We start from the raw sequence: 12,913 nt of genomic DNA, 5'->3' as shown, positions 1-12,913 counted from the left end.
CGCCGCAACCGCTGCTTTAAGCAAGGGGGAGGATCCCATGCCAGCAATCGTGATCGTCGGAGCCCAATGGGGCGATGAAGGCAAAGGAAAGGCTACCGACCTGCTCGGTGGCAAGGTCGACTATGTAGTGAAGCCAAACGGCGGCAACAACGCCGGGCACACCGTGGTCGTAGGCGGCGAGAAGTACGAGCTCAAGCTCCTTCCTGCCGGCATCCTTTCCCCGAACGCCACTCCGATTATCGGCAATGGCTGCGTGGTGAACCTTGAAGCCCTCTTCGAAGAAATCGACGGCCTGGAATCGCGCGGCGCCGACACCTCGAAGCTGCGCGTTTCGGCCAACGCCCACCTGGTGGCCCCGTACCACCAGACCATGGACAAGGTCACCGAACGCTTCCTGGGCAAGCGGGCCATCGGCACCACCGGCCGCGGCATCGGCCCCGCCTACATGGACAAGGTCGGACGCCTGGGCATCCGCGTGCAGGACGTCTTCGACGAATCGATCCTGCGCCAGAAGGTCGAAGGCGCACTGCGCCAGAAGAACGAGCTGCTGGTCAAGATCTACAACCGCCGCAGCGTCGAGGTCGAGGAAATCGTCTCGTACTTCCTCTCCTACGCCGAGCGCCTGCGCCCGCTGGTCATCGACTCCACCTACGAGCTGAACAAGGCTCTGGACGAGGACAAGGTCGTGCTGATGGAAGGCGGCCAGGCCACCTTCCTGGACGTGGACCACGGTACCTACCCATTCGTGACGTCCTCCAACCCGACTGCTGGTGGCGCGTCCGTGGGTTCGGGCATCGGCCCGACCCGCATCACCCGCTCCATCGGCATCATCAAGGCCTACACCACCCGCGTGGGTGCTGGTCCGTTCCCTACCGAGCTGTTCGACGACATGGGCCTCTACCTGCAGAAGACCGGTGGCGAATACGGCGTAAACACCGGACGCCCGCGTCGTTGCGGTTGGTACGACGCCGTGCTGGCTCGCCACGCTTCGCGCGTGAACGGCTTCACCGACTACTTCGTCACCAAGCTGGATGTGCTCACCAACATTGAGCAGATCCCGGTATGCGTGGCCTACGACGTTGACGGCGTGCGCCACGACGAAATGCCGATGACGCAGACCGACTTCCACCACGCGAAGCCGATCTTCGAGTACTTCCCGGGCTGGACCGAGGACATCTCGGGTGCGCAGAGCATGGAAGAGCTTCCGGAGAACGCAAGGAACTACATCCTGGCCCTGGAGAAGATCTCCGGCACCCGGATCTCCGCCATCGGCGTAGGACCGGACCGCGATCAGACCATCGTGCGCCACGATCTGATCCAGGACTAGTTCCTGTAGCCAAGGAGCCGCCGCAGTTCATCAGCTGATGAACTGCGGCGGCTCCTTTTCGTTTGCGTAGCGCCAAAGCATGTTGGCCACGAGATCCAGTCACACCCAGATGAAACTCTAGGATTGAATGGTGCCTGCCGGTTGTGCCGAACAGGCGCAACCAGTATGCGGATGTACCAAGAAGGAACTCGAATGCCAGAACAGATTATTGTCAGCGCCGTCATTTTCAGAAACGATGCGGGGCAGGTTCTGACAGTCCGCAAACGGGGTACGGCATCATTCATGTTCCCTGGTGGCAAGCCAGAGCCAGGGGAAGCGGCTATTGATGCAGCGATGCGAGAAGTGAGCGAAGAGCTGGGAGTGAGCTTGGATTCAGCATTGCTGCGTCTCATTGGAACCTTCACGGCCCCGGCGGCTAACGAAGAAGGGCATAGCGTTCAAGCCACCGTATTTGAACATCCGTTGGTACCGATTGCTGAACCTCTGGCCGAAATTGAACAGCTGCGGTGGATTGACCCATTAGCGGAACTGGATGAGCTCGCTCCTTTGCTCAAAGACGTGGTCTTCCCAGTCTTGGCCGCCCAGCACCGAAAGATTCGAAGGCTGGCAGTTTTCACCGGCTCCGCTTCGGGCAATTCACCTATTTATGAGCAGGCGGCAGAAAACTTCGCGCGCACTGTTGCTGCCTCGGGTCGAGCCATCGTCTACGGCGGCGGACGGGTAGGCCTGATGGGATCAATTGCTGATGCTGCCCGAGCGGCCGGTGGAGACGTTTTCGGAGTTATGCCGCAGGTCCTGGTTGATGGTGAACTGGCGCATCCAGGATTAACGAGCTTGGAAGTTGTGCCCGACATGCATGCTCGCAAGCACCGCATGTCAGAACTGGCTGATGGTTTTGTCGCCCTGCCTGGTGGCGCCGGAACGTTGGAAGAGCTCTTTGAAGTATGGACTTGGCAACAGCTTGGAATCCACGCAAAACCGGTAGCACTCCTGGATGTCGACGGATTCTGGCAGCCGCTGCTGAGCATGCTGGATCACATGACGGATCAGGGTTTCCTGGCCCCGAAGTTCCGTGACTCATTGGTGGTCGCCAGCGAACCGGAAGCGCTTTTGGATGCCCTATCCTCGTGGGAAGCGCCAGCGGCAAAATGGGGCGCCGGTTCCAAGAACTGAAGCTCGATGAACCAAACGAGCCCTGTGCCCAGCGGTTTTCACCGCTGGGCACAGGGCTCGAATCTATCTGCTCGACTCGGTATTCCTGGCGGACTAGAGCGTAGGCTCTTGTGCCGTGGCATTGACCGGAGCGTCCTGGATCTTGCCCGCAACCCGCAGGTTCCAGTGCTCAATCACCTGTCGGTCCGTCGACTTGGTCAATAGCGAAACAGCAATGAACGCTGCTGCCGAAGCGATCAGGCCATAGTAGATCGGCTCATTGGCATAGACGCCGTCGAACTTGTTCTCGGCCTGGATCTCCAAGATGATCATGGTGCCCAAAGTAGCTATCGATCCGGCAGCCATGGAGGCCGTAGCGCCAAGGCCGTTGCCGCGCTTCCACAGCAGGCCGCCGATGATTGCCACCAGCAATCCGCCCACCAGGATGTCATAGGCAATGGTCAATGCTGCGACCACGTCATCCACCAAGATCGCCAGCGCGACCGTCACGACGCCCAAGGCCATGACCCAGATGCGGTTTGCGCGCACGTCATGCTCCGGGTTCTCATCGGTATTCACTTCCAAGTGCTTGCCGAACCAGCTGGCGACAAATGGGGTGACGTCGGTGCGGGCCACGGTGGCGGCGGCGATCAGCGCACCGGAAGCGGTGGACATCATCGCGGCCACGGCCGCGGCCATGACCAATCCGCCCACCGCAACGGGCAGCAACTGAGTGGCGACCTCGGCATAAACCACGTCCTTGTTATCCGCCGCGCCGGCGATGTTCGGCAGCGCCACCTTCGCGGCCATGCCAATCAGTGCGCCGGCAGCACCGTAGAAGATGCAGTAGATGCCGGCGGTCATCCCGCCCCAGCGGGCGACCTTCGGGGTTTTGGCGGTGAAAACGCGCTGCCAGATATCCTGGCCGATCAGCAAGCCCAAGGTGTAGACCACGAAGTAGGTGATGATCGACTGCAGCCCCATGCCGGTGAAGCTGAAGAATTCGGCGCCCACGCGCTCGCGGATGCCATCCATGCCGCCTGCGGCATTCATGGAGAATGGCAGCATCAGGGCGAAGATGCCGACGGTCTTGATGACGAACTGCACCTGGTCGGCCAGGGTGATGGACCACATGCCGCCGATAGTGGAGTAGATGACTACGATGGCGCCGCCGATGGCGATGGCCAGCCATTTCTCCCAGCCGAAGAGCACCACGAAAATGGTGGCGTAGGCGCTGGTTGAGGTGGCGCAGAGCATCAGCGTGTAGGCCAGCATGACGATGCCGGAGGTATTGGTTGCCGCCGCGCTGCCGTAGCGCAGGGTCAGCATCTGCGAAACGGTGAAGACCTTGAGCTTCTGCAGCGTCGGGGCGAAAGCCAGCGACAGCAGGATCACGCCTGCGCCAATAGCCACCACGAGCCACATGCCGGAGATCCCGTGCTTGTAGCCCAGGCCAACGCCGCCCACGGTCGAGGCTCCGCCGAGCACCACCGCCGCCATGGTTCCGGTGTAGAGGAAGGGGCCCAGGCGCCGGCCGGCCACCAGATAGTCGCTGCTGTTCTTGGTGCGGGATTTGCCCCACCAGCCAAAGGCCAGCATTGCGGCCAGGTAGGCGGCGACAATCGCGCCGTTGATGAATTCCATGGAGAACCTCGATGTCCGGATAAAAGCAGCGCTTACCTTAAGTAAACTTTTGTTGCATCACAGGCTACTAGCGCTGGCGCTGCCGATCAACGGAAATCGCGAACATTGCCCACCGCACTGCTCTGGCCAGCCGCAATGTGACGAAGCAAACCGTTCCATTCAGTGAAACTTTCTAGACATTTTGCACTCAAATATGATTCACATACGGCATCGTGTCACATATGCGTAGCATTCGATCGGCAATGTGTGCAATCGCAGCTTGTTTAGTACTGTTTCACGTTGACGCAGCGTTGCATCATTGGCCAGCAGGGCCGTTTTCTCCGCCGTTGCGTCAGACGATTTCTCGAAACCAGAAAGACGCCTAGAAGATGAGTGAAAATGGTCAGGGCCTGACAAAGAAGTCGGCCGGACACGTCATTGTCGACACGCTTGCCGCGCACGGCGTGGAACGCGCCTACGTGGTGCCGGGTGAAAGCTACCTGGATGTCCTTGATGGGCTGCACAACTCGCCAATCGAAACCGTGGTCTGCCGCCACGAAGGCGGAGCCACCTACATGGCCGAAGCCGAAGGCAAGATGCACCAGCGCCCCGGCATTGCCATGGTGACCCGTGGCCCGGGAGCTGCCAACGCCCACGTCGGCCTGCATACCGCATGGCAGGATTCGACCCCGCTGGTGCTATTCGTGGGGCTGATCCCGTTCGAGCACCGTGAAAAGGAAGCCTTCCAGGAATTCGATCCCAAGGCATGGTTCGGCACCGGCGCCAAGCGCGTGATGATCCTGGACCACGCCGATCGCGCCAGCGAAGTCGTCGCCGAGGCCATGTTCGCTGCCATGTCCGGACGCCCGGGCCCGGTGGTCGTCGGCCTGCCAGAAGACATCATCCGCAACGAAGTTTCCGCCGAAGTCCATCCGGAAATCCCGGTGGCTACCGGCGGCATGACCGTGACCGACTGGAAGGCGCTGAATACTGCCTTGCAGGAAGCGGATAAGCCGCTGTTCATTTTCGGCGGCAACGACTGGTCCCACGAAGGCGCAGCGGACTTCACTCGTTGGCTCGAGGAACACGACCTGCCAGCCGCTGCCGAATGGCGTTGCGAGGGTACCGTGCCTTTCAACTCGCCATCCTATGTTGGCCCGATCGGCTACGGCCGCCCCAAGCCGACCTATGACCTGCTGGAAGAGACTGATCTGCTGATCTTCGTCGGCACGGTTCCAGGCGACGTCATCACCGACGGCTTCAATGTCCGCCAGAACTGGGACAAGAAGAACTTCCTGGTCACCATCGACCCGTCGCTGCGCGGACGTTCCGGCCCGGTATCGCACCAGATTGTCGCCAAGCCCGATGTCTTCGTTCGCGACCTGCTGCTGATGGATTTGCCGGTCAAGGAATCCTGGAAGGAGTGGACTTCCCGGATGCGCGGCGAGCAGGAGAAGTTCGCCGAACTTCCACCAGCGCAGCCTTCCGCGGGCCAGGCGAGGATGGCGACCATGATGGCTAATCTGGTTGGATCCCTGCCCGAAGACGCCCTGGTGACCTTCGGCGCTGGCGAGCACACCAACTGGGCCCACCGCTACTTCCCAACCAACGGCTACGCTTCGATGCTCTCGGCACGCAACGGTTCCATGGGCTACTCGATTCCTTCCGCCGTCGCCGCTTCGCTGAACTACCCGGGGCGCCGCGTGGTGACCATCGCAGGTGACGGCGAGTTCTTGATGAATGGCCAGGAGCTGGCTACCGCTGCCCAGTACGGCGCCACCCCGCTGGTGATCGTCATGGACAACCAGCAGTACGGCACCATCCGCACCCACCAGGAACGCCAGTACCCGGAACGGGTTTCCGGAACCCAGTTGGCCAACCCCGACTTCGCGCTGATGGCGCAGTCCTTCGGCGGGTTCGGCGTCCGCGTCGAGAATGATTCAGATGTCCCGGCTGCCCTGGAAAATGCGCTGAAGGCCATTGACGAAAACAAGAAATTCGCGTTGATCCATTTGGTGGTAGAGCAGGGAATCAAGGCCTACTAGGCACTGGGTGCGCTCAGCGAACAGTCGGGTCTGCGACGTATAATTCCAGCGGGTGTCGTTTCTAGCGATACCCGCTGGATGCTTTAACCAGCAGAGGCAACAGACCGAGACCTTCAACCGTGGAGCGGCCCTAGAATGAACGATGCCCTTATTGCTAGCCTTCTCCGGGCCGTAGAAGCAGCGCCGGACGACCATGCCCTGCGATTGCACCTGGCTGAACAGCTCGATGGTGCCGGTCGATCCGCCGAAGCGCTGTCCCATGTCAGCATCGTGCTGCAGCAGGATCCGGGGAACGCGTCCGCGCTGGGAATGCTTGGAGCGATCAGCGCGTCGATGGCCGCAACGATGGCCCCGCAGGCGCCCGTCGCACCCGCAGCGGATGCCGCGCCGGCTGGAAACCAGCAGAACGATACGCCACCAGGCTACGACTGGGAAGCAGGTTCCAAGGAACTCGGCAGTTCGCTGCCGGCGCCCTTTATTGAAGGACGGGTCCCACTGCATTCAGATGCGGGGTCCGATGTTCCGGAAGCTCCCATCGAGAACCCGGCCGGACCGGGAGTCACCCTGGATGATGTGGGTGGCTTGCAGGCGGTCAAGGACCGCCTGCACGAATCCTTCCTGGCACCGATGCGCAACGCCGCAATTGCCAAGGCTTTTGGCAAATCATTGCGCGGCGGGCTGCTGCTGTATGGGCCACCGGGATGCGGCAAGACTTTCCTGGCTCGCGCGGTGGCCGGTGAGCTGAAAGCCAATTTCATGTCTGTCACCATTACCGATGTGGTTGACTCCTACATCGGTGAAACGGAAAAGCGGCTCAAGGCGATTTTCGACCAGGCCCGCAAGAATGCTCCAACGGTTCTCTTCATCGATGAGATTGATGCCATCGGCATCCGCCGCGGTTCGCTGACTGGATCGGGCGCGTGGATGCGCCAGATGGTCAATCAGCTGCTGATCGAGATGGATTCGCTTGCGGGAAACAACGATGGCCTTTACGTTCTGGGGGCTACCAACCACCCATGGGATCTGGACGAAGCACTGCTGCGTCCAGGCCGGTTGGACCGGACCCTGCTGGTGACTCCGCCGGACGCGCCGGCACGTGAGTCCATCTTGCGGTACCACCTGAAGAACCGCCCGATTGCCGGAATCGCCCTGGAATGGATTGCGGCACAGACCGACGGATTCTCGGGCGCGGACCTGGAGCACGTGTGCACCACTGCCGCCGAGAAGGCAATGATGCAATCCATCGAGCGCAACGAGGTTCTCCCCTTGGACATGGGCCATATCAGAACTGCCCTGGCGGAAATCAAGGCGTCGACTTTGCCGTGGCTGGAATCCGCGCGAAATGTGGTGCGCTTCAGCAACCAGCATGGCCGCTACGATGATTTATCCGAGTATCTGGTTTCGCAGAACATGCTCTAGAAAGCACCGGGGGAGTACACCGCATGGAATTCGAGCGACTGCATCACCGGATCACCCACCACCTGGCGATCGGACGGGAAACCGAAGCGATTGCCTTGCTGAAGGATAACCTCAACGAGCACCATCAGGTCCCTGCCTTCTGGATCCTCTATTCGTCATGCCATTTGAGCCTCAAGCAGTGGGCCGAAGCGGAGTCCGCTGCCAGAGCCGGGCTGAATCTGGATCCTGCCAACCCGGTGGCCGGGGAGTGCCTGGCCATCGCCCTGATGCGCCAGCATCGACGGGAGGAGGCGCTGCTGGCGATCCGGCAGGTAATCGAAACGGAACCGGAATACGGCAACGGGCACTACTGGCTGAGCATGATCACGCTCAGCGATATTCGGAGCAACGATGACAGGGTGCTGGCCCGCCAAGCCATCGAGCACGCGATTCGGCTGGAGCCGGGGAACCCCGATTACTACCAGGGCGCGGCAATTGCTGCCGAAGCCCAAGATGACAACCTGGCGGCTCTCGGATTCCTCCAATCCGGGCTGCAGATCGACCCCAATCACCAGGGGCTGTTGCGGGCGGCCGGAAGTATCGGCAATGGCGAAAAAATCGTCGGAGAACAAGGCGATGTGCTGCGTGGATTGATATCCATGGATCCGATGAACGAAGGCCTGCATCAGGACTACGCGGAAACCTTCGTTGCGAAGCAAACTGCCTACGCTAATCGGTTCTGGCTTTTCACTCCGGTGCTGGCAGTTGCCGCCGCCCTGGGGCAGCGGGCTGGTGGAACCGGGGCACTGCTGGCGATTGCCGCCATTGCCATCGTGGCCGGGCTCTTTGGATGGTGGAACAAGAAGGCGTACAGCAAGGCGGCCAGGTCGTTGCCCGCCGGCTACGCCAAGGACATTGATGCGCGCTTCCCCAAACTGCCCCGAGCTATTCGCTCCTACCGGATTGGTTGGCTCCTGAGCACGAGCGGAGCGGTCCTGGGCTGTTTCCTGCCGGTGGCTGGCATCATCGTGATGCTGCTCGGTGTGCTGGCAAGCCAGCTAGGAGCACTGTGGATCCTGCAAGAAAATGCTGGCCCGCCAAGAAAGGGCTCCGACCGCCACGAGCAACGCCGGTACCTGGTCCGGTGCAGCGGCTTGCACGCGGCTGGCTTCTGGAAGCGGGCGTGCCTGGCGCTCATCCAGCTAGTGCTCTTAGGGATTTGCTTGGCCAATGAAAGCAGGATCGCTGCCGTGCCAGCCGGATCGGTGGCCGCCGGACTGCTGGTACCCGGAGTCTCCTTGCTGGCAGCCCAAGTCCGCCTGGGGTTCAAGGAAAATGCCTTCGCCTACGGGCTGGCTGTCAGCTCCTCGGCCAAAAACCGGAACTGGGCCATGCTGCGCGGCAATATCGGCGGCCTGTATTTCATCGGAGTGCATCTGTTCGCCGGACTGCTTGCCGCAGCTGCTTCGCTGGGGCTGCTCGTATCGGGAGTGGAGGGTTCGCTGGATTCGCCACCGGAGCCCCGTCATCCAAGCCAGGATAGCGTCCTCGACGAAGACTTGCTGAATCAGCTCAAGGATGTGGAAACTCCGGATTCCCAGCCCCGTGAATACTCGATCCCTTCGCTGCCGGACATGCCCGATATTCCGTCCCTCGGCGTCCCGAACCAGTGAGCAGGAACCTACGCGGAAAAGATCACAACGCCGTGGGCCTTTCTGTCTTGGCACGCGCCCGCTGAAGAAATAAGATGAATTGCTACCGATTCCCGTGAGCACTAGAACCCCAACCACGAGGTGGATAATCTGATGGCACAGATGAGCGAAGAGCTCATTGAGCAGTGGGCTGACGCAACTGCTGAAATCTACAATGAGTCCCTGACTGGCATTAATCTGAGCCGTCTGCCCGAGGCAGTGGCTCAGTACGTCGACCTATTCGCGCAGAGCGAGAACTTGACGTTCAATGGGGAGGCCACCCCCACCGATTACTTCGATAATCACCCATTCCTCGCGGTGACCGCAGTGCTCAACAGCCCAGAGGCGCTGGAAGCCCTGGATTCCGATGCGCAGGACGCGTTGGATGCGATGGTTGACTTCACCGAGGCCTGGTACAACTTCGACCTCGAGAATGAGCCGGAACTCGGTATCTCCGAGGCGGATGGCGACGACGAAGAAGACTGGTAAGCCTTCTGCCGCCCAGGGGCCGGCACCCAGCAGCGTACGCGCGCTGGGTGCCGGCCTTTGCTGCAGGCGGCCGGAAACCGGATTGCATGCCAACAGCCATGAAGCTATTCCATTTGGCCGCCGAGGGTGGCACTATGCGGATATGAGCCAGTTCAGCGTTTTCGAGAGCACCGTGGTCATTCACCTGCCGGTGCACCGTGTCTGGGAGCTGCTTACCGATTGGGCAGCAACACCCTTGTGGATCCATGGGATCGGCTCCATGCATTCGGACGACCCGCAGCTCAAGGTCGGCACCCAGCTGGTATACCGCGTTGCCGGCCATGAACGCGTGTATCGCGTCCATGACCTGATCGAGAACCGCTTGCTGATCCTGCACACCTCGGAGAATCCCGATGGGCTCTCCTACCGCTACGACCTGAAGGACGACGCGGGGCATACCGAGGTAGTGCTGCAGGTGGCAATCATCAACCCGGATCTGACGGTGGAGCAGTGCGAGGAGCTGGCGGCAAATATCCGCGAAAGCGAAGGGGACAAGCTGGACCAGCTGCGGCTGTACGCAGAGCAGGCCCCCTGAGCACCTGCGCGGCGCAAGACTATTTCGTCGCGCCGGGAGCAGGAGCCGAAGCATAGGCCGTCGAATTCTCCAGCTGGCCATTGAATAGCTGGTCCACGGTGACCGGGGTGTAGCCCTCGGCCTTCAGCTTCTCCACGAGATCCGGCAGTGCCTTGACTGAGCTCTCATGGATGTCATGCATCAAGATGATGGAGCCCGGATGGACTTCGTCCATGGCGATGCGCACCGTTTTCTCCGGATCGTGGTGCTTCCAATCCAGGGTGTCAACATCCCACAGCACCAACGGGTAGGGCACCAGCCGGTCATAGACGGCACCGTGATTCCCATAGGGCGGGCGGAAGACGGTGGGCTCGTGGCCGGAGGCCTTTTCTACCGCTTCGCTGGTCCATCCCAGCTCATGCTGGATCTGTTCTCTGGTCAGCGTCGTGAGATCCGCATGGTCCCAGGTATGGCTGCCCAGCTGGTGGCCTTCGGCAGCCATGCGCTTGACCGCGTCGGGGTATTTGGCAATGTTCTTCCCGACCATGAAGAAGGTGGCTGGCGCATCCGCGGCCTTCAGCTCGTCGAGCAGCCGCCCGGTGTACTGGCCAGGTCCGTCATCGAAGGTCAGCGCCACGCATCGAGCCACGGCGCAATCCACCTGCTCGCTTGCCGCGGAGCCCGTGGGCTGCGTATCGGGAGCAGGCGCTGGTGCAGGGGAACAGGAAACCAGGAATGCCGGGCCCAGCGCCAACAGCGCCAACAGGGCCAGGCGCGCCATGTCGGGCAATCGAGAAGTCATCCTTCCACCTTCCCGTCATGCCCGGTCCGTGCCCGGGAACTACACGCGAATATCTGCTGGGAGTTTGATCAGTGCCGGCCCAGCGCCAGCTGGTCGCAACCGGTCAACTGCGCTCGCCGTCCAGCTCCGCCGGAACGGGGTCCGAGAGCGGATGCGCTATTTCGTCGCGGGCAAATTTCCCGGCCCACCATGCGATGATTCCGAACAGCGGCGAGGCGAGGCCGGCAATGACGAATATCGCCTGCAAGCTGAGCACCTGGGTCAAAGGTCCCGCCGCCGCCATGGACAGCGGCATCAGCGCCAGCGAAACGAAGAAATCCAGGCTGGAGATCCGCCCGAGCAGGTGTCCGGGAACCCGGCGCTGGAGCAAGGTGCCCCAGATGACCATGCCCACGGCGTCGGTGATGCCGAAGGCCAGCAGGATCGCGAAGAGCATCCACGCGGCATCGACGTAGCCCACCAGGGCCAGGGGCAAGGTGCCCAGGCACCAGCAGGCGGTCATCAAGCTCAAGTAGCGCCGCGGGAATTTCGCGGACGCGACCAGCAGCGAGCCGATCGCCGAACCGAGGCCGAAGAAGGCCAGCGCGAAGCTGAACAGTTTCGCGTCCCCGTGCAGGTTGCCGCTGACGATGAAGGGCAGCAGCACCTCGAAGGGCCCGATGAAGGTGAACACCGAAATGACCGAGAACAGCAGCGTCCACAGCAGCCAGCGGGTGCGCACCGTATAGCCGATGCCTTCGCGCAGCTGCCGGAACATCCCGGGCTGTCCCTGGCCGTCAACGGGGCCTGGCGCGTTGTACGCCTGGCGGTTGGGGATCCGGCGCAGCATCAGCAGCGCCGCGAGGTGGATTACGCAGATGCCGACGATGGCGTGCGCCGGCGAGAGTCCCGCCACCACGAATCCGGCGGCCATCGGGCCCAGGGCGGTGTGCACCACCGGCCGGGCTGTCCCTTCCAATCCGTTGGCGGCCAGCAGCTGCTCGGCGGGCAGCATCTTGGGCAGCAGTGCGGAGTAGGCGGGGTAGAAGAAGGCCGACCCGGCCCCGCCGCAGAAGCCGGCGAGCATCAGGTGCCACAGCTCCAGGGCACCGGCCATGGCCAGCACCGCGGTGATGCCCATGGCCGCCAGCGACAGCGCCTCGACCAGCATCACGATCCGCCGGCAGGAATGGCGGTCCGCCATGATCCCGCCGAGCAGCACGAAGCAGAGCAGCCCGGCGGCACTGGCGGTGGCCACGGCAGAAAGCTGGATGGGCCCGCCGCCCAGCTGGCGCACCTGGTAGACCATTGCCACGGCCCACATGCCGGCGGCGAAGGTGGAGAGGACAAGTGCGCTGGCCAGCAGGGCGTAGTCGCGGTAGGCGAACGGCTTGATGAGGCGCAGTGCAGAGGTTTTGAGCGCGCTCATGGAAGCTCCTGCGGTAGTGCGTAGGAACTATCATCCATCCACTGATTGAGGTTTGTCAATCAGTGGATGGTAATTAAATAACTCCGGGGACCACGCGATGGCGCGTGGTCCCCGGAGCTCGGCTTCGCGCTACTCGGCGTCGTGGTCGGTTTCCAGGATGGCCGCCAACTGCTCCAGGGCAGCTTCGGCTCCTTCGCCTTCGGCGCGCAGCACTACGGTGGTTCCGTATTCCGCGCCCAGGCCCATCAGCGAGAGGATGCTGGACGCGTCCAGCGCCTCGTCCACGGGCTCGCCCTGAAGGGCGATGGTGACCTCGACCGGCGCCTCGGCCGCGGCCTCGGCGAAGATGGCTGCCGGGCGGGCGTGCAGGCCGACGCGGCTGCCGATGATTGCTGTACGTTCTGCCATGATGGCTCCTTCAGGAT

The 12,913-nt window shown here is 61.9% G+C and carries 11 protein-coding genes; 7 read left to right on the top strand and 4 right to left on the bottom strand.

Features of this window, described 5'->3' with window-relative positions; all coding sequences use genetic code 11:
* The first annotated feature begins 37 nt into the window (after positions 1-37).
* Positions 38-1,327, top strand: coding sequence for an adenylosuccinate synthase (locus ACIOTL_RS13950; protein WP_400343167.1), 1,290 nt, complete (start codon positions 38-40; stop codon positions 1,325-1,327).
* 192 nt (positions 1,328-1,519) lie between these two features.
* A complete protein-coding gene (locus tag ACIOTL_RS13945; RefSeq protein WP_388024617.1) occupies positions 1,520-2,500 on the top strand; it encodes a TIGR00730 family Rossman fold protein in 981 nt (326 codons plus the stop codon).
* A 93-nt stretch (positions 2,501-2,593) separates the two neighbouring features.
* On the opposite strand, the gene ACIOTL_RS13940 is transcribed toward ACIOTL_RS13945, so the two are convergent.
* Positions 2,594-4,123, bottom strand: a complete 1,530-nt coding sequence (locus ACIOTL_RS13940) for a sodium:solute symporter (RefSeq protein ID WP_105657923.1) — start codon at positions 4,121-4,123, stop codon at positions 2,594-2,596.
* Positions 4,124-4,491: 368 nt separating this feature from the next.
* Here ACIOTL_RS13940 and ACIOTL_RS13935 point away from each other — a divergent pair, with 368 nt between their 5' ends.
* The 5 genes from ACIOTL_RS13935 (at position 4,492) to ACIOTL_RS13915 (ending at position 10,299) form a co-directional block, all read left to right on the top strand.
* Complete coding sequence (locus tag ACIOTL_RS13935; RefSeq protein ID WP_400343165.1) at positions 4,492-6,147, top strand: thiamine pyrophosphate-dependent enzyme; 1,656 nt, start codon at positions 4,492-4,494, stop codon at positions 6,145-6,147.
* A gap of 135 nt (positions 6,148-6,282) precedes the next feature.
* The gene (locus ACIOTL_RS13930) at positions 6,283-7,566 is read left to right on the top strand and encodes an AAA family ATPase (RefSeq protein WP_400343163.1); all 1,284 of its coding nucleotides are present in this window, start codon (positions 6,283-6,285) and stop codon (positions 7,564-7,566) included.
* A gap of 23 nt (positions 7,567-7,589) precedes the next feature.
* Complete coding sequence (locus ACIOTL_RS13925) at positions 7,590-9,218, top strand: hypothetical protein (RefSeq protein ID WP_400343161.1); 1,629 nt, start codon at positions 7,590-7,592, stop codon at positions 9,216-9,218.
* Positions 9,219-9,350: 132 nt separating this feature from the next.
* Complete coding sequence (locus ACIOTL_RS13920; protein ID WP_105657927.1) at positions 9,351-9,725, top strand: hypothetical protein; 375 nt, start codon at positions 9,351-9,353, stop codon at positions 9,723-9,725.
* A gap of 142 nt (positions 9,726-9,867) precedes the next feature.
* On the top strand, positions 9,868-10,299 hold the full coding sequence (locus ACIOTL_RS13915; RefSeq protein WP_166650869.1) for an SRPBCC domain-containing protein: 432 nt from the start codon (positions 9,868-9,870) through the stop codon (positions 10,297-10,299).
* A gap of 19 nt (positions 10,300-10,318) precedes the next feature.
* Here the strand turns inward: ACIOTL_RS13915 and ACIOTL_RS13910 are convergent, their stop codons facing one another.
* From ACIOTL_RS13910 to ACIOTL_RS13900, 3 genes are all read right to left on the bottom strand, one after another.
* On the bottom strand, positions 10,319-11,080 hold the full coding sequence (locus ACIOTL_RS13910; protein ID WP_388024613.1) for a polysaccharide deacetylase family protein: 762 nt from the start codon (positions 11,078-11,080) through the stop codon (positions 10,319-10,321).
* Positions 11,081-11,183: 103 nt separating this feature from the next.
* Entirely contained in the window at positions 11,184-12,488 is a 1,305-nt protein-coding gene (locus tag ACIOTL_RS13905) for an MFS transporter (protein ID WP_133834942.1), read from the bottom strand.
* Positions 12,489-12,617: 129 nt separating this feature from the next.
* On the bottom strand, positions 12,618-12,896 hold the full coding sequence (locus tag ACIOTL_RS13900) for an HPr family phosphocarrier protein (RefSeq protein ID WP_105657931.1): 279 nt from the start codon (positions 12,894-12,896) through the stop codon (positions 12,618-12,620).
* Positions 12,897-12,913 lie beyond the last annotated feature (17 nt).

It is taken from the genome of Glutamicibacter sp. NPDC087673 (assembly GCF_044743255.1).
Classification (GTDB): Bacteria; Actinomycetota; Actinomycetes; order Actinomycetales; family Micrococcaceae; genus Glutamicibacter.
The sequence above is the reverse complement of the archived record's forward strand: the minus strand, read 5'-3'. Positions and strand labels throughout refer to the sequence as shown.